19 protein-coding genes are annotated in these 22,556 nt (G+C 70.3%); 13 read left to right on the top strand and 6 right to left on the bottom strand.

The window, feature by feature from the left end; translation table 11 throughout:
• Nucleotides 1-229: 229 nt before the first annotated feature.
• On the bottom strand, nt 230-2,482 hold the full coding sequence (locus OG729_RS33030; RefSeq protein ID WP_405809572.1) for an MMPL family transporter: 2,253 nt from the start codon (nt 2,480-2,482) through the stop codon (nt 230-232).
• A 135-nt stretch (nt 2,483-2,617) separates the two neighbouring features.
• On the opposite strand from OG729_RS33030, the gene rpe reads away from it, so the two are divergent.
• From rpe to OG729_RS33050, 4 genes are all read left to right on the top strand, one after another.
• Nucleotides 2,618-3,304, top strand: coding sequence for a ribulose-phosphate 3-epimerase (gene rpe / locus OG729_RS33035; RefSeq protein WP_405809574.1), 687 nt, complete (start codon nt 2,618-2,620; stop codon nt 3,302-3,304).
• A gap of 75 nt (nt 3,305-3,379) precedes the next feature.
• A complete protein-coding gene (locus tag OG729_RS33040; RefSeq protein ID WP_360882208.1) occupies nt 3,380-4,414 on the top strand; it encodes a sugar-binding domain-containing protein in 1,035 nt (344 codons plus the stop codon).
• A gap of 276 nt (nt 4,415-4,690) precedes the next feature.
• Nucleotides 4,691-6,133 carry a GuaB1 family IMP dehydrogenase-related protein gene (locus tag OG729_RS33045; RefSeq protein ID WP_405809576.1) on the top strand — a complete coding sequence of 481 codons (1,443 nt, stop codon included), beginning with the start codon at nt 4,691-4,693 and terminating at the stop codon, nt 6,131-6,133.
• Between the two features lie 189 nt (nt 6,134-6,322).
• Nucleotides 6,323-7,198, top strand: a complete 876-nt coding sequence (locus OG729_RS33050) for an RNA polymerase sigma factor SigF (protein WP_360882204.1) — start codon at nt 6,323-6,325, stop codon at nt 7,196-7,198.
• Between the two features lie 79 nt (nt 7,199-7,277).
• Here OG729_RS33050 and OG729_RS33055 read toward each other — a convergent pair whose 3' ends face one another.
• Together OG729_RS33055 and OG729_RS33060 are read right to left on the bottom strand one after the other, a co-directional pair.
• Complete coding sequence (locus tag OG729_RS33055) at nt 7,278-7,679, bottom strand: ATP-binding protein (protein ID WP_360882202.1); 402 nt, start codon at nt 7,677-7,679, stop codon at nt 7,278-7,280.
• A gap of 46 nt (nt 7,680-7,725) precedes the next feature.
• Nucleotides 7,726-8,781 carry a GDSL-type esterase/lipase family protein gene (locus OG729_RS33060; RefSeq protein ID WP_405809579.1) on the bottom strand — a complete coding sequence of 352 codons (1,056 nt, stop codon included), beginning with the start codon at nt 8,779-8,781 and terminating at the stop codon, nt 7,726-7,728.
• A gap of 221 nt (nt 8,782-9,002) precedes the next feature.
• Here OG729_RS33060 and OG729_RS33065 point away from each other — a divergent pair, with 221 nt between their 5' ends.
• The 5 genes from OG729_RS33065 to OG729_RS33085 all read left to right on the top strand — a co-directional run bounded on the left by OG729_RS33065 (nt 9,003) and on the right by OG729_RS33085 (nt 14,282).
• Nucleotides 9,003-11,309, top strand: coding sequence for a nitrate- and nitrite sensing domain-containing protein (locus OG729_RS33065; RefSeq protein WP_405809581.1), 2,307 nt, complete (start codon nt 9,003-9,005; stop codon nt 11,307-11,309).
• Entirely contained in the window at nt 11,302-11,730 is a 429-nt protein-coding gene (locus tag OG729_RS33070; protein ID WP_360883524.1) for a roadblock/LC7 domain-containing protein, read from the top strand. The genes OG729_RS33065 and OG729_RS33070 overlap by 8 nt, the downstream gene beginning before the upstream one ends.
• Nucleotides 11,727-12,095 (top strand): DUF742 domain-containing protein, encoded by a 369-nt coding sequence (locus OG729_RS33075; RefSeq protein ID WP_360883527.1) that lies wholly within the window; start codon nt 11,727-11,729, stop codon nt 12,093-12,095. Before OG729_RS33070 ends, OG729_RS33075 begins: the two co-directional genes overlap by 4 nt.
• A 242-nt stretch (nt 12,096-12,337) precedes the next feature.
• The gene (locus tag OG729_RS33080; protein WP_360883530.1) at nt 12,338-13,816 is read left to right on the top strand and encodes an amino acid permease; all 1,479 of its coding nucleotides are present in this window, start codon (nt 12,338-12,340) and stop codon (nt 13,814-13,816) included.
• Nucleotides 13,817-13,826: 10 nt separating this feature from the next.
• Nucleotides 13,827-14,282: an Lrp/AsnC family transcriptional regulator gene (locus OG729_RS33085; RefSeq protein ID WP_360883533.1), complete on the top strand. Its 456-nt coding sequence runs from the start codon at nt 13,827-13,829 to the stop codon at nt 14,280-14,282.
• A 19-nt stretch (nt 14,283-14,301) separates the two neighbouring features.
• Here OG729_RS33085 and OG729_RS33090 read toward each other — a convergent pair whose 3' ends face one another.
• Nucleotides 14,302-14,856, bottom strand: a complete 555-nt coding sequence (locus OG729_RS33090; protein WP_360883536.1) for a Repetin — start codon at nt 14,854-14,856, stop codon at nt 14,302-14,304.
• Nucleotides 14,857-15,164: 308 nt separating this feature from the next.
• Here OG729_RS33090 and OG729_RS33095 point away from each other — a divergent pair, with 308 nt between their 5' ends.
• Both OG729_RS33095 and OG729_RS33100 read left to right on the top strand, forming a co-directional pair.
• The gene (locus OG729_RS33095; RefSeq protein ID WP_405809583.1) at nt 15,165-15,962 is read left to right on the top strand and encodes a carbon-nitrogen hydrolase family protein; all 798 of its coding nucleotides are present in this window, start codon (nt 15,165-15,167) and stop codon (nt 15,960-15,962) included.
• A gap of 82 nt (nt 15,963-16,044) precedes the next feature.
• Complete coding sequence (locus OG729_RS33100; protein ID WP_360883543.1) at nt 16,045-17,739, top strand: NAD(P)/FAD-dependent oxidoreductase; 1,695 nt, start codon at nt 16,045-16,047, stop codon at nt 17,737-17,739.
• A gap of 84 nt (nt 17,740-17,823) precedes the next feature.
• On the opposite strand, the gene OG729_RS33105 is transcribed toward OG729_RS33100, so the two are convergent.
• A complete protein-coding gene (locus OG729_RS33105; protein ID WP_405809585.1) occupies nt 17,824-18,528 on the bottom strand; it encodes a DUF5995 family protein in 705 nt (234 codons plus the stop codon).
• A gap of 129 nt (nt 18,529-18,657) precedes the next feature.
• Here OG729_RS33105 and OG729_RS33110 point away from each other — a divergent pair, with 129 nt between their 5' ends.
• A complete protein-coding gene (locus OG729_RS33110) occupies nt 18,658-19,944 on the top strand; it encodes an alginate lyase family protein (protein ID WP_405809586.1) in 1,287 nt (428 codons plus the stop codon).
• A 77-nt stretch (nt 19,945-20,021) separates the two neighbouring features.
• Here OG729_RS33110 and OG729_RS33115 read toward each other — a convergent pair whose 3' ends face one another.
• Nucleotides 20,022-21,233 carry an MFS transporter gene (locus tag OG729_RS33115; RefSeq protein ID WP_405809588.1) on the bottom strand — a complete coding sequence of 404 codons (1,212 nt, stop codon included), beginning with the start codon at nt 21,231-21,233 and terminating at the stop codon, nt 20,022-20,024.
• An 89-nt stretch (nt 21,234-21,322) separates the two neighbouring features.
• Here OG729_RS33115 and OG729_RS33120 point away from each other — a divergent pair, with 89 nt between their 5' ends.
• Entirely contained in the window at nt 21,323-22,519 is a 1,197-nt protein-coding gene (locus OG729_RS33120) for an ROK family transcriptional regulator (RefSeq protein ID WP_405809589.1), read from the top strand.
• Nucleotides 22,520-22,556: the final 37 nt, after the last annotated feature.

A 22,556-nucleotide genomic window follows, 5' to 3' on the forward strand; every position in this document is an offset into this window, starting at 1 on the left:
CGATGTGATTCTCTTGTTATGGCGCCGCTCAGGCGGATGACTTCCCTTGAGCAGGCCGGTTCCGCGGTCACCGTGCGGCGCTTGCGGGCCCCGCTCGGGCGTACGCGGACGACGGGCTACCCGCTCGGGCGCACACGGACGACGGGCTGCGATGGTGCGTACGCGGACGACGGGCTACCTGCTCGGGCCCAAGCGGCCGGCGGGCTGCCCGGCCACAGGAAGCGGTCCGTCAGGGGCCGTCGCCCGGCGTCGTACCGTCGGTCGGGTCGCTCGGTCCCCGGCCGGCGCCGCTGTCCGGCGCCGGATCGGCCGCCGACGGGCTGCGCGCCGCCCCCGCTGCGACCGGTGCCGGACCACTCGCCGTGGGCTCATCGCGGGGCAGCCGGTGTGGCCACCACACCTTTGGACCCGCATCGAGGAACAGGGCCGTGACCAGCACGGACCGTACGACAAGCGTGTCGAGCAGGACGCCCAGCGCCACCGCGAAGCCGATCTCCGCGAAGGCCACCATCGGCAGCGTGCCCAGCGCCGCGAAGGTGCCCGCCAGGACCAGGCCCGCCGAGGTGATGACCGCGCCCGTCGCCGCCAGACCCGTGAGCACGCCCGCCCTCGTGCCCTGGTGGGCCGCCTCCTCGCGGATGCGTGTGGACAGGAAGATGTTGTAGTCGATGCCCAGCGCCACCAGGAAGACGAAGACGAAGAGCGGGAAGTCCGTCGTCTCGCCCGCGTAGTCGAAGAAGTACCGGAAGGCGAGCGCGCTCAGGCCCAGGGCCGAGGCGAAGGACAGCACCACTGTCGCGACCAGCAACAGCGGGGCGACCACGGCCCGCAGCAGCACCGTGAGCACCAGCAGCACCACCGCCAGGACCAGGGGAATGACCAGCATGTTGTCGTGAGTGGTTGCGGCCTCCATGTCGAGCAGGGCGGCCGTGCCGCCGCCCACCTGGGCGTCGGCGTCCGGGACCGGGTGCACCGCGTCCCGTACCCGCTCGACGGTGTTCTTGGCAGCCGTGCTGTCCGCCGGGTCCGTCATCGTCGCCTCGAACAGCACCCGGCCGTCGTTCACGGGCCTGGTGCCGGGCGGCACGGCGATCGACCGCGGTACCACGCCACTCGTCGCGGCGACGGTCTCACCGACCTGACGGGCCTGTGCCGCATTGCTGACGATCACCAGCGGGTCGCCGCTGCCCGCCGGGAAATACCGGGCCTGGACCTGCTGCCCGACGATCGAGTCGGGTTTGCCGGTGAACGAGTCGGCGTTGCTGATGCCCTCGGCCCGCAGCTGGGTCAGCCCCATGGCGAAGGCGGCCAGGATGAGCGCGGTGACGGCCCAGGTCGCACGAGGGCGGCGGGCGATGCGTGCTCCCGTACGCGCCCAGAAGCCCCGCTCGGTGGGTTCGGACGAGCCGAAGTGCGGGATCGCGGGCCAGAAGATCCACCGGCCGAAGATCACCAGCAGCGCGGGGAAGAGCGTCAGCATGGCCACCAGGGCGACCGCGACGCCGATCGCGGCGACCGGGCCGAGCCCGCTGGTCGAGTTCATCTCGGCCGCCAGCAGGACGAGCATGCCGAGCACGACCGTCGCGCCGCTGGCCAGCACCGCGGGTCCCGCGCGGTGCAGTGCCAGGGCCATCGCCTCGTGCCGGTCCTCGTGGCGGCGCAGCTCCTCGCGGTAGCGGGCGACCAGCAGCAGGGCGTAGTCCGTGCCCGCACCGAAGACGAGGACAGTCAGGATGCCCGCGCTCTGCCCGTTGACGGTCAGATCGGCGTGCTGCGCCAGCAGATAGATGAGCGCCTGCGCGGCGGCGAGCGCGCCGACCACCCCGATCACCGGGACCAGCAGGAGGGTGGGACTTCGGTAGGTGATCAGCAGCATCACGATCACCACGCCGAGCGCGGCGAACAGCAGAGTCGAGTCGATGCCCTCGAACGCCTCGGAGAAGTCGGCGGCTGTGCCGCCCGGACCGGTGATGTGCACCGTGAGACCGGCCCCGCCCTCGCCGGTCTCGTCCCGGATGGAGCCGACGGCGGGCGCGATCCGCTCCCAGCCCTTCTCGTCCATCGTGATGGGTACGAAGACCTGGGCGGCCCGCGGGTTCTCAGGACGGTCCAGAATCGGGCCGCGTACCTCGTCGCCGCGCAGACCGTGGTCCCGCAGCTCCCTGATCGCTGAGACGTCCTCGGCGATGCGCTGCTGGTCGGCCGCGGTAAGACCGCTCGGGCGCGCGTAGACGACGACCGCGGGGATGATCTCAGGCCTGAACCCCTTGGACTCCTGGAGGACTTGCGTGGACTCCGCACTGCCGGGCAGCCACGATGCGGCGTCATTGTCCTGCGCGTCGGTGAGTTTCTGGGCCAGGGGGAAGGCGAGCATCATCACAGCCAGCCAGATCGCCACCACGACCCACTTGCTGCGCCGACCGCAGACCAGCCATGCGACGCCTGTCCGGGGCCGTTCTTTTCCCTTGTGTGCGTCCGGCATGACGCCCCCAATTGCCCGTCGTGGTGGGCCGAAACGCCAGGATTGCACGGAGTGTACTGATCCGGGGACCCCCAGGTCCGTACCGGAGGCCGTACCGGGGAGGGGAAGAGCCCCGGAACATGGCAGGCTTGGCCCATGGCCGTTCAGATCAGTCCCAGTATCCTCTCCGCCGATTTCTCCCGCCTGGCGGACGAGGCGAAGGCAGTCCAAGGCGCCGACTGGCTCCATGTCGATGTCATGGACAACCACTTCGTGCCCAACCTCACCCTGGGCGTGCCGATCGTGGAATCCCTCAGCAGGGCGACGGACACCCCGCTGGACTGCCATCTGATGATCGATGACCCCGATCGGTGGGCCCCGCAGTACGTCGAAGCGGGGGCCGGATCCGTCACCTTCCATGTCGAGGCCGCGGCCGCGCCCGTGCGTCTGGCGCGCGAGATCCGGGCCAAGGGAGCCCGTGCCTCGATGGCGCTCAAGCCCGCCACACCCATCGAGCCGTACGAGGACCTGCTCCCCGAGCTCGACATGCTGCTGATCATGACCGTGGAGCCGGGCTTCGGCGGCCAGGCATTTCTCGACATCATGCTGCCGAAGATCCGCCGCACCAGGGAACTCATCGCCAAGCACGGCCTCGAGCTGTGGCTCCAGGTCGACGGCGGCGTCTCGGATTCGACCATCGAACGGTGCGCGGAGGCGGGCGCGGATGTGTTCGTCGCCGGTTCGGCGGTCTACGGAGCCCAGGACCCGGCGCAGGCGGTGCGCTCGCTGCGTACGAAGGCGGAGCAGGTGATTGCCTCTGCGGCCTGGGCTTGCAACCACTGAGCCACAAGCAAGTGAACTCAGCCCATCAGGGCTGATCAAGAACCGTCGGATCTGACAGGATGACGGATCCGGAGTGTGTACAGCAGTGAGGAGATCGCGGTGTCGACGGGCCGGTCAGCCATGCGGATGGGACCCGCGGAGCTGGTGCAGGCGGCGGCCATGGCTCGCCGCTTCTACCTCGAGGGCAAATCCAAGATCCAGATCGCGGAGGAGTTCGGCGTAAGCCGCTTCAAGGTCGCGCGGGTCCTGGAGACGGCGCTCGAGCGTGATCTCGTACGGATCGAGATCCGTGTTCCCGCAGAGCTGGACGCCGAGCGCTCCGACGCGCTCCGCGCCCGCTACGGGCTGCGGCACGCGGTCGTCGTCGAGTCTCCGGCGGAGGGCGCCGACGAGTCGCCCGACCCCGAGAACCTCGGCGAGGTGGCCGCCGATCTGCTGGGCGAGCTGGTCAACGAGGGGGACGTGCTGGGGCTGGCCTGGGGCCGGTCCACGATCCATATGGCCGCCGCGCTCGACCGGCTGCCGCCGTGCACGGTCGTCCAGCTCACGGGCGTGTACGACGCCGGGACCGCGGAGCGCGGCTCGGTCGAGGCCGTGCGCCGGGCCGCCCAGGTCTCCGGCGGCGAGGCCCACCCGATCTACGCGCCCATGCTGCTGCCCGACCCGGCCACCGCGGCTGCGCTGCGCAACCAGACCGGGATCGCGCGCGCCTTCGAGTACTTCGACAAGGTCACGGTCGCCTGCGTCTCCATCGGCTCCTGGGAGCCGGGCATCTCGACCGTGCACGACATGCTCACCGACGAGGAGCGCGCGCACTACGCCTCGCTCGGCGTCGCCGCCGAGATGTCCGCGCACCTCTTCGACGCGGAGGGGCGGCGGGTGGGGCGTGACCTGGGCGAGCGGTGCATCACGGTGGAGGCGGACCGGCTGCGGCGGATCCCCGAGGTGGTGGCGATCGCGGGCGGCCAGCGCAAGGCGGAGGCGATCGGGGCCGTACTGCGGTCCGGTCTTGTCACCAGCCTGGTGACGGACACGGCGGCGGCCGACGCGCTGCTTGTGGCGCACCCCGGCCCGCGGCCGGCGCTGGACCGGGCCGACCCGGACGACTGAGCGCGACGGTCCGAACCGGGCGCTGGGCGCGGGGCGGGACACGGACGGGGCTGGAGCGGACCGCGGCGGCTCGGGGCGGGATGCGGGGCGAGGCGGATATCGGCGGTGAGCCCGGCCGGGGGTGGGCTCTTTGGAGGATCTGCTCGACGGCACGCCCAGGCGCTGGAGCTTTCTCCCGGGCCTCGTATGGGCACCCGCATGGGACAATGAAGTACGTGCGATTTCCCCGGCTGAAATGCCCGGGGGCCAACTCCGATCGACTGGGATGTTCAGCACGTGCGTTTCCTCAATGACCTGAAGCCGCCGTACGACCTCACGTATGACGACGTATTCATGGTGCCGAGCCGCTCCGCCGTCGGCTCCCGCCAGGGTGTGGATCTCTCCTCGCCCGACGGCACCGGCACCACCATCCCGCTGGTCGTGGCGAACATGACCGCCATCGCGGGGCGTCGGATGGCCGAGACGCTCGCCCGCCGCGGCGGCCTTGTCGTCATCCCGCAGGACATCCCGATCGAGGTCGTCACCGATGTCATCTCCTGGGTGAAGACGCGCCATCTGGTGCTCGACACCCCGATCGTGCTGGCCCCCAGCCAGACCGTCGCCGACGCGCTTTTCCTGCTGCCGAAGCGGGCGCACGACGCGGGCGTCGTCGTCGATGCGGACCAGCGGCCGATCGGCGTCGTCACCGACGCCGACCTGTCCGGGGTCGACCGCTTCACCCAGCTGTCCGAGATCATGTCGAAGGACCTGCTGCTGCTCGACGCGGACATCGACCCGCGCGACGCCTTCAACAAGCTCGACGGCGCGAACCGCCGCTACGCCCCTGCCGTGGACAAGGACGGCCGCCTGGCCGGCATCCTCACCCGCAAGGGCGCGCTGCGTGCGACCCTCTACAGCCCCGCGGTCGACGCCCAGGGCAGGCTGCGCATCGCCGCCGCGGTCGGCATCAACGGCGATGTGGCGGGCAAGGCCAAGCAGCTCCTCGACGCCGGTGTCGACATCCTCGTCGTCGACACCGCGCACGGTCACCAGGAGTCGATGATCAGCGCGATCAAGGCGGTCCGCGGGCTCGACCCGCAGGTGCCGATCGTCGCGGGCAACATCGTCGCCGCCGAGGGTGTGCGCGACCTCGTCGAGGCCGGCGCGGACATCATCAAGGTCGGTGTGGGACCCGGTGCCATGTGCACCACCCGCATGATGACGGGCGTGGGCCGCCCGCAGTTCTCGGCCGTGCTGGAGTGCGCCGCCGAGGCGAAGAAGTACGGCAAGCACGTCTGGGCCGACGGCGGTGTGCGCCACCCGCGCGACGTCGCCATGGCGCTCGCCGCCGGTGCGTCGAACGTCATGGTCGGCTCCTGGTTCGCGGGCACGTACGAGTCGCCGGGCGACCTGCACCAGGACGCCGACGGCCGGCTGTACAAGGAGTCGTTCGGCATGGCGTCGGCCCGCGCCGTCAAGAACCGTACGAGCGAGGAGTCGGCGTACGACCGCGCCCGCAAGGCGCTGTTCGAGGAGGGCATCTCCACCTCGCGCATGTACCTCGACCCGGCCCGCCCGGGCGTCGAGGACCTGATCGACTCGATCATCGCGGGCGTCCGCTCCTCCTGCACCTATGCGGGCGCCGGCTCCCTCGAGGAGTTCGCCGAGAAGGCGATCGTCGGCATCCAGAGCGCCGCCGGTTACGCCGAGGGCAAGCCGCTGCACGCCAGTTGGAGTTAGGGCCTGCCCCTAGGGCCCGCGCGGTACGAACCACCCGCGTCCGGCCGTCGCGATCGTCGCGGCGGCCGGACGCGGCGTTTGCCGCGCCCTCTCCGTCGCGTTTCCTGTCAACTCGTCGAATCCGCAGGCATGTGTCGAGTGAGCCGGGGTATACGCGCCCTGCATTGTCCACGAGCAGGGGAGGACGAAGTGTCCACGGCGAGCACGGTCGCGACCGAACTCACACAGCCTGGAACACAGCGCCCGAACATGGCGGAGCTGGATCTTCCGGACGTGCCGAATCCTGGGGCGGTTGCCCCCAGCGACGCACGCCAGATCTCGAAGGTCTTCTTCGTGCGGCTGGCCTCGCTGGAGGAAGGTACGCAGGAGCACCAGTACGTTCGGAACACGCTCATAGAACTGAACCTGGCCCTGGTCAGGTACGCGGCAGGCCGGTTCCGAAACCGGGCCGAGCAGATGGAGGACATCGTCCAGGTCGGCACCATCGGGCTGATCAAGGCGATCGACCGGTTCGAGCTGAGCCGCGAGGTGGAGTTCGCGACGTTCGCCGTCCCGTACATCGTCGGCGAGATCAAGCGGTTCTTCCGCGACACGAGCTGGGCCGTCCATGTGCCGCGCAGGCTTCAGGAGTTGAGGATAGACCTGGCCAAGGCGACCGACGAGCTCTCGCAGGAGCTGGACCGCTCGCCGAACACCGCCGAGCTTGCCGAGCACCTCGGGCTGGGCGAGGAGGAGGTCATCGAGGGCGTGGTCGCGAGCAACGGCTATACGGCCGGCTCGATCGACATGCCCGTCGACGACGCCTCCGACCATGCGCCGGTGCCGCTGTCGGACCGGCTGGGTGCGCCCGACGCCGATCTGGAGACAGCGGAGAACGTCCAGGCGCTCAAGCCGCTCATCCAGGAGCTCGACGACCGGGACAAGAGGATCCTGCGGATGCGCTTCGGCGAGGAGATGACCCAGTCGGAGATCGGCGTGGAGCTGGGCGTCTCGCAGATGCATGTGTCCCGGCTGCTGACGCGCATCACCTCGCGGCTGCGCGAGGGCCTGCTCGTCGTGGAGTGACCCCCCACGGGAGAAGCGGCGTCCCGGCCGACCGGGGCGCCGCTTCGGCATGAGCTCATGAGCTCATGGTGAGCTTCGGTCAGCCTGCCTGTACTGCGTCTACGGCCGGCCGCATCCAGGTCGCCTGCACACGCTTGCCGTTCGGCAGCAGGGAGACCTCGACCTGCCCGGCGAGTTTGAGCACCATGTGCCAGCCGAAGCCGCCGCCCCCGGTGAAGTCGGGCTCGCGCGGCACGGGCGGCAGCGGGCTGGAGTCGTCCATCTCCACCACCAGTTTGTCCTGTCCCGCCGTCAGATGCAGCCGCCACCAGCCGGCGGTGTGCCGCGCCGCATTGGCGACCAGTTCGGAGACGACCAGCAGCACCGCGTCCAGGTCGGCCCAGGGACAGTGCTGCAGCAGAAACTCCGCGGTGGCTCCTCGGGCCCCCGCGCTGTCCCTGTGGGGTGAGTGGTCGATCACCACATGCGGTTCTGCGTTCATCTCCGCTCGCTTACCCCACTTGTCGCACTTCTATCAGCCGGTGCCCTTACAAAAGTTTCGTACGGAGCGCCCCGGCCACCGCGGCCGCGATCGCGGCATGGCCGTTGTCATCGGGGTGCACGCCGTCGGCCAGCTGCCCGGGGCCGATCAGATCCCGTCCCGGCAGCAGCGCGAGCCGCTTGTCGCCCGGACTGCTCGACCCGCCGGACCCGCTGGACCCGCCGGGCCGGCTGGACCCGCCGGACCCGCTGGACCTCCCGTCCATGCGGTCTCGTACCGCCTGCTCCATGGCTGTACGCAGCTCGGCGAGCGTGGCGCCCAGCCGGTTCGGACTCTCCTCGGCCTCGGGGCGCAGCACGGGCGAGACCAGGAGCAGCGGGGTGTCCGGATGCCCCTGCCGTACGAGAGCGAGGAACGCGCGCGTCGTCTCGTACAGCAGCGGTGCCGAGAAGGGAATGCCCGTCCAGCAGTTGGTGCCGAAGGCGAGGGTGATCACATCGGCGGGCAGGTCCGAGAGCTGCTCCGCGATGGGCAGTTCGCCCCTGGCCGTGCCCGCGTAGCCGAGGTTGACCGTGTCCAAGCCGAGTATCCGGCCGGTGGTGGCGGGCCAGGAGTGGGCGGGGCGGGTGGACCACCAGCCCTCGGTGATGGAGTCGCCGTGGACCAGCCAGCGAGGCTGGCGGGGTGCGGGCGTGAGGGAGCCGCCGACGGCGCGCAGGCCCAGGATCACGGGGGACTGGGCTTCCGGCGGATGGATCGTGAACGGCGCGTCCGATGCGGTGGGGAGCGGGATGGTGACGACCGCCTCCTCGGCCGGCTCGGTGATCGTCTCGGAGACACAGCTGCCGCCCTGCCAGAGGGCGAAGCAGTGGGCGAGCGCCCGCAGAGCGTCGGTCGCACGCGGTACCGAGGCCCGGTAGCGGAGCTCGACCGCCTGAGCGCCCTCGGCGGTGAACTCCAGCCGGACACCGATGGGCAGGGCAGCACGTTCGGCGGTGTCCCAGGGCAGCCGGGCCAGATCCGCCGGGTCGGCGCGCACCGGGCGCCCGTCGTCGAGCCAGGCCACACCGCGCAGAAAGGGTCTGGGGTCGAGCCAGTTCACAGAGCTTCACCTCGCGAGGACGGTCGGTCTGGCCAGGGTGTCCGGGGGTTGTCCCCGGGGTAGGCACAGTCGTTGGGCCGGGACTGAAGGGGAAGCCCTCCCGGGGTGGGTCGGTTACCTGCAGGAACATTGCGCTGTCCATGCCACTTCCCGTAACTTGACTGCCCCTACCCGACGGTAACCATCGCAATCAGTTGTCCTATTTGCTCTCTGGGGAGACCATGCGCCGGCGACTGCGCCGACCCACGATCCGTGGGCGGATCGTGACCCTGACGGTCGTACCCGTCATCGCACTGATGGCGCTGTGGACGTTCGCCATGGTGTCGGTGACCGGCGACCTGCGGGCCCTGATTCGCGTACAGGGTGTGTACGAGAGTTTCGGCACCCCGGTCGACACGGCCGTCGGCCAGATCCAGATCGAACGACGGATCTCCGCCCAGTATCTGGGCGCGGGACGCAAACAGAGCCCGGTCGCCGTCGCCGCCCTCACCGCGCAGCAGCGCTCGACGGACCGGGCCGTGCGTGCCATGCGCGAGGCGATCGGCAACCAGGAACGGCGCCAGGATCTGTCCGACCGTCAGCGGCAGTCTCTCGATGCGATGGCCGGCGCCGTCGACGGGCTCGAGGACCTGCGGGACAGGGTGATGACCCGCACGATCTCCTGGGACGAGGCCGTCGAGGCGTACACCGCAATGGTCGAGCCGACCTTCGACGTGCAGTCCACGCTCACGGCGCTGCAGGCCGGTCAGATGGCCCGTGAGGCGCAGGTCGTCGTCGAGCTGGTGCGAGTGAGGGAGTTCGTCTCGCACGAGGACGCACTCGTCGCCGGGGCGCGCGCCGCCGGGAAGCTCAGTGACCGCCAGTACGACACCCTCACGGCCACCATCGAGGACCGGCGGGTCTTCCACCGTACGTACGTCGCCGACCTCCCGGACGACTCCCGGCAGCTGTTCACGGACTTCGAGCAGAGCACGGAGTACCGGTCGCTGACCGCGGGCGAGGACGCCCTGCTGCGGGCGGGCGCGTCCGGTGCGGGCAGGGCCATGGCCGCGGACTCCTGGCGCAGCACGACGGACCGCGCGGTGAAGCGCTACATGCTGCTGTGCACCCGGTCGGCGCTCAACACCGCCGACCGCGGCCGGGCCTTCGCCTACCGCGAGATGGTCAAGGCCGGGGTCGTCGGTGTGGTCGGACTGATCGCGGTCGGTCTGTCGATCCGGTTCTCGGTGGTCGCGGGGCGGCGCATCTCGCGCCGCCTGGAGGAGCTGCGCGACGCCGCCGAACTGCTGGCCACCCGCCAGCTGCCCCAGGTGATGGAGCGGCTCGGCGCGGGCGAGGAGGTCGACGCCGCCGCGGCCGCCCCGCCGCTGGACTTCGGCGACGAGTCCCACGGCATCGATGAGATCGGCCAGGTCGGACAGGCCCTCAACACGGCTCGCCTGGCTGCCGTCGAGGCCGCCGTCAAGCAGGCGACACTACGCCGCGGCGTCTTCGCCGTACTGCTCAATATCGCCCGCCGCAACCAGGCGCTGGTCCACCGCCAGTCGAAGCTGGTCGACACGCTGGAGCGGCGCACCAGCGATCCGGACACGCTCGAGGACCTGTTCCGGATCGACCATCTGACGACCCGGATGCGCCGCCATGCGGAGGGGCTCATCATCCTCTCCGGTGCCACGCCCGGACGCCGTTGGCGCAAGCCGGTGCCTGTCGTCGACATCGTGGCGGCGGCGGTCGGCGAGATCGAGGACTACACCCGTGTCGTGGTGCCGCCGATGCAGTCGGTCGGCATCAGCGCGGAGGCAGTCGCCGACGTGGTCCATCTCGTCGCCGAACTGGTCGAGAACGCTGCCGTGTTCTCCCCGCCGCACACCCAGGTGACCATGCGCACCGGGCAGGTCCGTAACGGCTTTGTGCTGGAGATCGACGACCGCGGTCTCGGCATGGACGCGGACGAACTGGAGCAGGCGCACGGGACGCTGGCCCGTCCCCGTGACTTCGACCCGGCGCAGGACGAGCGCCTCGGTCTCTATGTCGTCGGCCGGCTCGCCGAACGGCACGGCATCGGGGTCACGCTCACCAGGTCCCCGTACGGCGGCATCACGGCCGTGGTGCTGCTGCCGCACACGATCCTCGCGCCGGTCGACCAGCCGCCGGCCGCGGAACCGGAAAAGAAGCCGAGGCCCGTGCGGGCCGTGCCCGCCCCGCGGGCGCTCGAGGCCGTGCCGCCGGTGCACGACCGCGCCGCCGAGGAGCCCCCACCGGCGCCGTCGGACGGGACGGGGCCGCCGGTCCACGGGCTGCCGACCCGGGTGCGCCAGGCCTCGCTCGCCGCCCCGCTGCGCGATGCGCCCGCCACCGATCCGGAAGGCTCCGAACGCGAGGTGTCCGCGGAAGAGATGCGCTCGATCTTCGGGGCTTTCCAACGGGGTCTCGACCGCGGCCGCAAGGGCGATACGGTCGGCTCCGAGTCGGCGGGTTCCGCACCGCGCCCCCGTACGACAGATGAAGGGACGGCCGACGATGGCTGACGAAAACACCGGCGACCAGTCGGGCCTCGGCTGGCTCCTCGACGATTTGCTGGCCAGAACCGACCACGTCCGCCAAGCGGTGCTGCTGACGGCGGACGGCCTGGTCAACTGTGCCTCCCGGGGCATGGTCCGCCGGGACATTGAGCATCTGTCCGCCGTGTGTGCGGGCTTCCACAGCCTCGCCAAGGAGACGGGCGACCGCTTCCAGGCCGGGAACGTCCGGCAGACCATGGTCATGCTCGACAACGCCTTCCTCTTCATCACCCCGGCCGGTGACGGCAGCCGGCTCGCGGTGCTGTCCGACATCGAGACCGACGTCGGACAGCTCGCCCACGAAATGGCGCTGCTGGTCAAGCGAGTGGGACGGCATATGGCCGTCCCGACGCGGTCGGCCGCCGAGGCAACCACGCCCGACCCGTGAGCGAGCACTGGTACGAGGACGAGACCGGGCCCCTGGTACGGCCGTACACCGTCACCCGGGGCCGGACCCGTCCCGCCTCCGAGCACCACATCGATCTGATGTCCCAGGTCACGGCCCTCGATACGGTCGATCCCGAGCCACGGCTCGACCATGCCCGCAGGTCGCTGCTGGAGCTGGTGCGCCGTGAACCGCGCCCCGTTGCCGAGGTCGCCGCCGACGCGGACCTGCCGCTGACCGTCGTACGCGTCCTCCTCGCCGACCTCGTCGACGCGGGCCTCGTCAAGGTCAGCGCCCCGGTCACCCACGAGGGCCTCGACGATCCCGACCTGCTGCGCGAAATCGTGGATCGTCTTCGGGAGCTGTGAGGGTCTCGTTCATCCGAGCGCAATGTTTCCCCGTGGCGCCCGTCAGCGCGCAATGATCGTCCGCGGATGCGCAACAACGATGCATTACGGGCTGTAGCCGACGGCTCATAGGCTCAGGCCCCGAACCTGGAGTGGCGGTGACCGTCTGCTCGGCGGTCCCCTCATGCACGGGCACATCCGTCATGCCTCTGGGCCGCAGCCGGTCACCCGTCGCCGACCCGCAGCCATGAAGGAGCCCCGCAGTGCTGGACCACGGCGAAGCCCCACCCACGACCGAGCAGGCCACCGCCCCGAGCCAGGGCGCGAGCCAAGGCTTCGGCGCCCGGCTGATGCGGCGCAAGCCCGTCGAGGCCCTGGTCGCCGAGGGCGGCCAGGGTGAGGGCGGCACACTGCGCCGCTCGCTCACCATGTGGCAGCTCACGATGATCAGCATCGGCGCCACCCTGGGCACCGGCATCTTCGTCGTACTCGGCGAGGCCACGCCGCTGGCCGGCCCGGCCGTCGCCATCTCGTTCGTCATCGCAGGCCTGACCGCCCTGTTCTCGGCGCTCTCCTATGCCGAACTGGCCGGTTCCATACCGGTCTCCGGCTCTTCGTACTCCTACTCGTACGCCACCATGGGCGAGGTCGTCGCCTGGATCTGCGGCTGGTGTCTGATCCTGGAGTACGGCGTCTCGGTCGCGGCCGTGGCCGTCGGCTGGGGCGAATACCTCAACGAGCTGCTCGACGGCACCATCGGCGTGACCATCCCCGCGGCGATCTCCGCTCCGCTGGGCGAGGGCGGCTTCATCAACCTGCCGGCGCTGGTCGTCGTGCTGCTCGCCATGGTCTTCCTGATGGGCGGCGCCAAGGAGAGCGCCCGGATCAACTCGATCATGGTCGGCGTGAAGATCGTGACGCTGCTGCTCTTCATCGGCATCGGCTTCATGGGCATCAAGGCCGGCAACTACACCCCGCTCGCCCCGCTCGGCGTCACCGGGATCAGCGCCGCCGCGGCCAGCCTCTTCTTCTCGTACATCGGCTTCGACGCGGCCTCCACCGCCGGTGAAGAGGCCAAGAACCCCAAGCGGGACCTGCCGCGCGCGATCATGCTGTCGCTGCTGATCGTCACCGTGCTGTACTGCCTGGTCGCGCTCGTCGCCGTCGGCGCCATGCCGTGGCAGGACTTCGAGGGCACCGAGGCTGCCCTGGCCCAGATCATGAAGGACGTCACGGGCCAGAGCGTCTGGGGCGTGGTGCTCGCCGCGGGCGCGGTCGTCGCCATCGCCTCCGTGGTCTTCGCCGTGCTCTACGGCCAGACCCGCATCCTGTTCGCCATGTCCCGTGACGGCCTGGTCCCCAAGCTGTTCGCCAAGGTGAACCCGCGTACCGGTGCCCCGCGCGCCAACACCGTCATCGTCTCGATCTTCTGCGGTGCCCTCGCGGCCTTCATCCCGCTGGGCGAACTGGCCAACGCCACCAGCATCGGCACCCTCTTCGCCTTTGCACTGGTCAACGTCGCCGTGGTGATCCTGCGCTACAGGCGCCCCGACATGAACCGCACGTTCAAGGTGATGCTCTTCCCCGTCACCCCGATCCTCGGCTTCCTCTTCTGCGCCTACCTGATGTACACGATGCCGAGCACCACCTGGATGGTCTTCGGCGGCTGGATGATCGTCGGCCTCGTGTTCTACTTCGGTTACGGCATGCGCCGCTCCCGACTGGCCACGGCAGAGAAGTGATCCACCCGCAGTGCGACTGAACGATCTCGACGAACGCATCGTCCACGCCCTCGCCGAGGACGCCCGCCGCTCCTATGCGGACATCGGCTCCGAGGTCGGCCTATCCGCGCCCGCCGTCAAGCGGCGGGTCGACCGACTGCGCGCCGAAGGCGCCATCACCGGATTCACCGTTCGGGTGGACCCGGCGGCCCTCGGCTGGGAGACCGAGGGCTACGTCGAGATCTACTGCCGCCACAACACGTCGCCGGGCGACATCCGCCGCGGCATGGAGCGCTACCCAGAGGTCGTGTCCGCCTCCACCGTCACCGGTGAGGCGGACGCGATCGTCCAGGTATTCGCCTCCGACATGCGCCACTTCGAGCGGGTGCTCGAGCGGATCGCGGGCGAGCCGTTCGTGGTGCGCACCAAGTCGGTACTGGTGCTCTCGCCACTGCTACGGCGGTTCTCGTCGGGCGCGCCCGCCTGATCCGAGGGAACCCGAGGCGTCAGAGCTTCGGGTTCCAGGGCAGCACCGAGAAGTCGCCCGTCCCCGCCCTGACCTTCTCGAAGGGTGCCGAGCCCACGCACTTGGGCAGATCCTTGGTCTCCACCGGGCTGCCCGTGGAGGCCCAGCTGTAGCCCAGCCGGTCCTTGTTGCCGAAGTCGTGGACGGTGATGCCGACCCGGTTGCCCTTTGCGCCCGGCAGATCCGTGTCGGTGATCACGCCGCTCACCACGGCCACCTTGCCGCCGGTCAGCAGGCAGTCGACCTTGGCCTCGGCCCAGGCGCCCTTGCCGTTCAGATAGTGGCTGAAGCGGAAGGTGCCGGTGGCCTTGGCCGGATCGTCGTTGTCCTTCGCGGCCAGATGCGCGTCGAAGGAGAAGGTGATGTCGTCGCCGAGCGATCGGTACAGCTTCGCCGAGCCGGTGAGCGCGGCAGCCTCGCGGACCCCGCCGTGGCCATCCCCCGAGGCGACGGCGGAGCCCGCGGCTCCGGCGGTGATCAGCAGCGCCGCCCCGATGGCGGCGATCTTCGTACGACGGTGAGCGATGCGGCTCATGACAGGCCCTTTCGGCAGGTGATCCAACGCCCATCACTCTTCCGGTGAGAGGGTCCGCGCACATCGCGCCAGAGGCGGCAGGGGCCCTCCGCCGTCCGGCGGGGGAGCCCCCGGACCGTCTGCCACCGCAGCCGCAGGGGCGTACGACCGTGGTCTGACGGAGCAGCGCGCAACGAATCACCGGCAGTGCCTCTGATTGCGCAATGGATCGACCATCGGCGCGCAACGCTCGCGCCTTGTCCGGGCAGACGCCCGAACGTACCGTCGTAAATGTCTTCCCCACCCCTGCACACCGCCGAGGTCAGCCCATGCCGCCGCTGCGCACCGCACTGCTCCAGAGTTCCGGCCGACCGGGCTCGGTCGCCGAGAACCTCAAGGTGCTCGACGATGCCGCGAGCAATGCCGCTGCCGCCGGCGCCCGGCTACTGATCTGCCCCGAGATGTTTCTGACCGGGTACGCGATCGGCGACGAGGTGCCGGTGCTGGCCGAGCCCGCCGACGGCCCCGGAGCCCGGGCCGTCGCGGAGATCGCCGGCCGCCACGGCATCGCGGTGATGTACGGATACCCCGAGCGGGACGGCGAGAAGATCTTCAACGCCGGGCAGCTGATCGGCCCCGACGGCGTGAGCCTCGCCAACTACCGCAAGACTCATCTCTTCGGCTGCTTCGAGCAGCAGTGGTTCACCCCGGGGGAGCAGCCCGTCGTCCAGGCGGAGCTGGACGGGGTCAGGATCGGCATGCTGATCTGCTACGACGTGGAGTTCCCGGAGAACGTACGGGCGCATGCACTCGCGGGCACCGATCTGCTGCTGGTGCCCACCGCGCAGATGCACCCCTTCCAGTTCGTCGCCGAGTCCGTCGTGCCGGTGCGGGCCTTCGAGAACCAGATGTACATCGCGTACGTCAACCGGACGGGCCCGGAAGGGGAGTTCGAGTTCGTCGGCCTCAGTTGTCTGGCGAGCCCCGACGGAACGACCCGCGTCCGGGCAGGCCGCGGCGAGGAGCTGGTCGTCGGCGAGGTGGACCTCGCCCTGCTGAGCGCCTCGCGCAAGACCAATCCGTATCTGCATGACCGCCGCCCCGGGCTGTACGCGTCCCTGATCTGAACCCTCCCCGCCCGGAAACCCTCCCCGCCCGGAAGCCCTCCCCGCTCGCCGCACACGCTTTGTCGCAAGGAGTCCGTACCCCATGACGTCCACGTTGCCCACCACTGCTGTCCAGCACACCGATGAGCAGCCGCCGATCACCATGTTCGGTCCGGACTTTCCGTACGCGTACGACGACTTCCTCGCCCACCCGGCCGGCCTGGGCCAGATACCGGCGACGGAACACGGCACCGAGGTCGCGGTCATCGGCGGTGGTCTCTCCGGCATCGTCGCCGCGTACGAGCTGATGAAGATGGGCCTCAAGCCCGTCGTCTACGAGGCCGACCAGATCGGCGGCCGGCTGCGCACTGTCGGCTTCGACGGCTGTGACGGCGAGCTGAGCGCCGAGATGGGCGCCATGCGCTTCCCGCCCTCCTCCACCGCGCTGCAGCACTACATCGACCTGGTCGGCCTGACCACACAGCCCTTCCCCAACCCGCTCGCCCCCATCACCCCGTCGACCGTCGTCGACCTCAAGGGCGAGTCGCACTACGCGGAGACCATCGACGACCTGCCGCAGGTCTACCGCGATGTGATGGACGCGTGGAACGCCTGCCTCGAAGAGGGCGCAGACTTCTCCGACATGAACCGCGCCATGCGTGAGCGCGATGTGCCGCGCATCCGCGAGATCTGGGCGAAGCTGGTCGAGAAGCTCGACAACCAGACGTTCTACGGCTTCCTCTGCGAGTCCGAGGCGTTCAAGTCCTTCCGGCACCGCGAGATCTTCGGTCAGGTCGGCTTCGGCACCGGCGGCTGGGACACCGACTTCCCCAACTCCATCCTGGAGATCCTGCGCGTCGTCTACTCCGAGGCGGACGACCACCACCGCGGCATCGTCGAGGGCAGCCAGCAGCTGCCGCTGCGGCTCTGGGAGCGCGAGCCGGAGAAGATCGTGCACTGGGCGCAGGGCACCTCGCTGTCCTCCCTGCACGACGGTGAGCCGAAGCCGGCCGTGACCCGGCTGCACCGCACCGCGGGCAACCGGATCACCGTCACCGACGCCGCCGGCGACATCCGTACCTACCAGGCGGCCATCTTCACCGCGCAGTCCTGGATGCTGCTCTCCAAGATCGCCTGTGACGACTCGCTCTTCCCCATCGACCACTGGACGGCGATGGAGCGGACCCACTACATGGAGTCGTCCAAGCTCTTCGTCCCGGTCGACCGGCCCTTCTGGCTGGACAAGGACGAGCACACCGGCCGGGACGTCATGTCGATGACGCTGACCGACCGTATGACGCGCGGCACGTATCTGCTGGACAACGGTCCTGACAAGCCGGCCGTCATCTGCCTCTCGTACACCTGGTGTGACGACAGCCTCAAGTGGCTGCCGCTGTCCGCGAACGAGCGGATGGAGGTCATGCTCAAGTCGCTCGGCGAGATCTACCCGAAGGTCGACATCCGCAGCCACATCATCGGCAACCCGGTCACCGTGTCCTGGGAGAACGAGCCCTACTTCATGGGTGCGTTCAAGGCGAACCTGCCCGGTCACTACCGCTACCAGCGGCGGCTGTTCACCCACTTCATGCAGGACCGGCTGCCCGAGGACAAGCGCGGCATCTTCCTCGCGGGTGACGACATCTCCTGGACGGCGGGCTGGGCCGAGGGCGCCGTGCAGACCGCGCTGAACGCGGTGTGGGGCGTGATGGCCCACCTCGGCGGTACAACCGACCCGAGCAACCCCGGCCCCGGTGACCTGTACGACGAGCTTGCCCCGGTCGAGCTGCCGGAGGACTGAGACCAACCGTCCGGGGCCGGCCGCGATCCGGCCGCTCCCGGACGGTGTTCAACTGCTCAGACGCCGGCCGCGCGTCAGCGCGGTTTACGGCCAGGGCGTGAGCAGGCAGCGCCCGACGAGGCCGACGCCGGCGTCGAGGCGCTGCGTGAACTCCTGGGCCAGATCCGGGAGTTTGCGCACTCCCCAGAGCAGCCGCGCCGCCGACCAGGCTCCGTCGCGGGCCCGCTCAAGGCTCCAGGAGCCGAGCAGATGCGTGAGCGGATCGGCGATCTCCAGCAGGTCGGGGCCCGGCATCAGATCCTCGCGGATGCGCTCCTCGAGGAGCGTGAGGATGTCGCCGACGCGGTCGAACTCTCCCTCCAGATCGGCCGGTTCGCAGCCCAGCGCACGACAGGTGTCCACCACGGCGAGCGCCAGATCGTGCCCGATATGGGCGTTGATCCCGGCGAGCGCGAACTGCAGGGGCCGTACGCCGGGATGGCGCCGGTACTGGAACAGCGGCCGCCAGCAGGCCGGCGGGCGGCGTCCGGCGGCCGCCGTGTCCACGGCCGTGAGGTAGCGCCGGGCGAAGAGGACATCGAGTGTGACGGCGGCCCGCCGGTCGGCGAAGTCGCCACCGTCGATGCGCCGGCCGATCTCCTCCGTCACCGCCAGATAGACCCGGTTGAAGACCGCGATCCCGTCCGTCGCCGGCCAGTTCGCGCGCAATGAGCGCATGCGTTCCACCACGGAGCCGACCGGGGCCGGGCGGTGGTCGGCCCGTGTGTCGAACTGTTCCGTCTGTGCCATTCAGGCAGCGTCCCAGCCGACCGCCCGATGACGCGGTGACGGGCCGGGGCTTCCCCGGAACGGGGGAGTGGTCTACGCTCGCACGGTCTCGTTCATGAATCCCGTTCACATATCTGATGGGAGTGCTCGATGACCGGAAGACCCCGACGGCGCCCGGGAGTTCTGCTCACCGCCGCGGCCGCCTGTGTCGCCGTCCTGCTGCCGATCGCATCGTCCCAGGCCGCCGCCGCGTCCGGCTCGCACCGGGTGCCGAAGACGGTGGTGATCGACGGAAGTCGGCTCCAGCAGGCCAAGGTGCGGCTCGGCCACGGCGATCCGGCACTGCGGAAGGCGGCCAGAAGTCTGGTCGTCCGCGCGGACGGCTGGCTCGGGCAGGGGCCCTGGACCGTTGTGGACAAGCCCAAGCCGGCGCCGAGCGGCGACATGCACGACTATCTGAGCCAGGCGCCCTACTGGTGGCCCTCCCAGCCCAAGACGCCGGAGAATCCCTGGGGTTGTCCGTACGTTCAGCGTGACGGCGAGCGCAATCCCGAGGTCGACACCGGCACCGACCGCCCCGATATCGGCAAGGTCGTGAACTCGGTGACCACGTTGAGCCTCGCCTGGTACTACACGGGCAAGAAGCAGTACGCCGCGCACGCGTCGAAGATCCTGCGCACCTGGTTCGTGGATCCGGCGACCCGGATGAATCCCAATCTGAACCACGGGCAGTTCATCCCCTGCAAGTACGACGGCCGGGCGATCGGCATCATCGACTTCTCGCAGCAGTACACCAGCGTCCTGGACGCCATCGCGATCCTCGACACCGGGGCGCCCGGCTGGTCGAAGGGCGACCGGGCCGGGATACGGGCATGGAACACCGCCTTCCTGGACTGGCTGGTGAACTCGCGCTTCGGCAAGGAGGAGGCGGCGGCGAAGAACAACCATGGAACGTTCCACGACATGCAGGTCGCCGCGCTCGCGCTGGCCACCGGGGACAAGGAACTCGCGCGCAAGGTCGTCCTCGACGCGCGCGCCAAGCGGATCGACCCGCAGATCGCCGCGGACGGCAGCCAGCCGCAGGAGCTCGCGCGGACCCGCAGCTGGCACTACTCGACCTTCGATCTGGTCGCGTACACCCGGCTGGCGGCGATCGGGTCGCACGCGGGCGTGGACCTGTGGGCCTATCGCGGGCCGCGGGGGCAGAGCCTGTTCAAGGCGGTGGATTACCTGCTCCCGGCGGCGACGGGTTCGGCTGCGTGGCCGCATCCGGAGCTGGAGTTCTACCGGTACGCGGCGAGCGACGTGGTCCACGCGGCGGCGGACGCGGGCGACGTCGGGGCGCGGGCGGCGGTTTTGCGCTTGGAGGCGCCACCCGGGGGTGATGTGTGGGCGTTGCGCCCGGCGGCGGAACAGCTCGACTCGATCGCGGGCTGACCCAAACCCTCGGAAACAAGCCTCGCCGACGTCTGAGGCGCGAGGTCTGGGGCGGAGCTCAGTTGTGGGAAGGGCGCTCAGCGCCGCGGCTCCGCAACCGCCTCCGCCGCGCCCGACTTCACGCTCCCGCCGCCTCTCGACCGCAGCACCCCCGCCCCTACCACCAGCCCGCAGGCGAGCGCCGTAACCAGGCCGAACGACACCACCAGACTCGTCGCGTCCGCCACCGCGCCGATCGCCGAGGGGGCGATCAGGCCCGACGTGTACGTGATCGTGGCGACGCCCGCGATGGCCTGGCTCGGGTTGGGGCCGCTGCGCCCCGCCGCCGCGAAGGCCAGGGGTACGACGACCGCGACACCGAGCCCGATGAAGGCGAAGCCGGTCATCGCCACCGCCGGATACGGCGCCAGGACCACCAGGAGACCGCCCGCGGTCGCCAGCACGCCGCCCACCCGAACCGTGCGCACCGATCCGAAGCGGTCCACGATCCGGTCGCCCACCAGCCGCGCCACCGCCATCGTCAGTGCGAAGGTCGCGGTGGAAGCGGCCGCCAGCCCGGCCGATGTGTCCATCACATCGCGCAGATAGACCGCCGACCAGTCCAGACTCGCACCCTCCGCGAATACCGCGCAGAATCCGACCGCGCCGATGAGCAGCGCCGACTTCGGCGGCAGTGCGAACCTCGGCGGCGGCGCCTCGTCCGGTGCGCTGCGCAGGTCCAGTACGCCCTGACAGGCGATCAGCCCGAGGGCTGTGAGCGTCGCGGCGGCTATGACATGGTGCAGGCGGGCGTCGCTGCCCAGATGCGCGGCGAGCGTGCCGCCCGCCGAGCCGATCAGCGCGCCGACGCTCCACATCCCGTGCAGCCCGGACATGATCGAGCGGTGGAGCCGGTTCTCGACCTCGACGCCCAGCGCGTTCATCGCCACATCCGACATTCCCGCCGTCGCCCCGTACACGAAGAGCGCGCCGCAGAGCGTGAGCGGATTCGACGCGAAGGACGGCAGGATCAGCGAGAGGGTCCACAGAGCGAGCAGACCGCGCAGGGCGTTGCGCGCGCCGAAGCGGTGGCTGACCGCGCCGGCCAGCGGCATCGCCACGGACGCGCCCAGCGCGGGGAAGGCGAGCGCCAGCCCGAGCTGTCCGGCGCCGACCCCGGCATGGTCCTGGATCCAGGGGATACGCGTGGCGAGGCTGCCGGTGACCGCGCCGTGCACGCAGAAAACGGCAGCGACGGCATACCGAGCCCGCTTCAACTGTCCAGTGCTGAAGACGACTTCGTATGCCATGTCGATGCCCCTCCCGTCGACCTTCTGAGTAAACTATCAGGAACCCTGCCTGATAAATAGTGGCGGCAGGCATCTGGAAGGATTCCGGCATGCCCGCATCCCCTAGCACCGCCCGGGCCATCAACGACCGGCTCGCACTCCAACTGCTGCAGCAGGAAGGCCCGTTGACGGCAGGGCAGTTGAAGACCATGACCGGACTCTCCCGTCCCACCGTCGCCGATCTGGTGGAACGGCTGCAGGGCTCCGGCCTGATCCAGATCGTCGGCGAGGCGGGCGCCGAGCGGCGCGGGCCCAATGCCCGCGTCTACGGGATCGTCGCCGACCGCGCGCATCTCGCCGCCCTCGACGTACGGACCCAGAGCGTGACCGTCGTCGTCGCCGATCTGCTCGGCGCCACCCTCGCCGAGGCCGCACTGCCCATCGGCAGCGACACCGGTACCGAGCCCGCCGTCGAGCGGGCGGTCGCGCTGGTCGAGCGGACCGCGCGGGAGGCGGGCGCGGCCCGGCTGCACAGCGTCGGCATCGGCGCGCCGGGACTCATCGATCCGGTCAGCGGCGAACTGCGCGACACCAGCGGCCTGCCCGCCTGGCACCGCAGCCTCGTCGCCGCGCTCCAGGAGCGGCTGCCGGCCCGTGTCGTCGTCGAGAACGAGACCAATCTGGCGGCCGTCGCCGAGAAGCGCCTCGGGGTGGCCCGCGACCGGGACACCTTCGTCTTCCTCTGGCTGGGACACGGGGTCGGGGCCGCGCTCTTCTTGGACGGCAGGCTCCGCCGCGGAGCCTCCGGCGGCGCGGGGGAGATCGGCTTCCTGCCGGTGCCCGGCACGAGGGGCGTGCCGTCCGCGGTCGACTGTGAGGGCGGTTTCCACTCGCTGGCCGGGTCCGGCGCGATCTGCGCGCTCGCCGCGGAATACGGCATCGAGGCGGACGGGGCCCAGGAGCCCGCGGCCGCGGCGCTCGTGCGTGCGGCGGTGGCAGCCGGGCACGACGAGTTCCTGGACGCCCTCGCCGGGCGTCTTGCGCTGGGCGCGGCCGCGGTCGCCGCCGTGCTCGACCCGGGCTGCGTGGTCCTCGGCGGCGAGGTCGGCCATGCGGGCGGCGCGGAGCTGGCCGCCAGGGTGGAGTCACTGCTGGCCCCGCTCTCCCCGCTGCGTACGGAGGTACGTGCCGGAGCACTGGGCGGCGCGGGGGTCCTGAGCGGCGCGCTGATCACCGCGCGCGAGGCGGCGCAGGAGGAGCTCTTCCCGCCTGCGAACCGCACAGGCTGGGCCACGGCAGCGCGATGAGCGCGGCCCCGCGGACAGCGGGCGGAGCACGGGTTCA

Source organism: Streptomyces sp. NBC_00210, assembly GCF_045160975.1.
GTDB lineage: Bacteria > Actinomycetota > Actinomycetes > Streptomycetales > Streptomycetaceae > Streptomyces.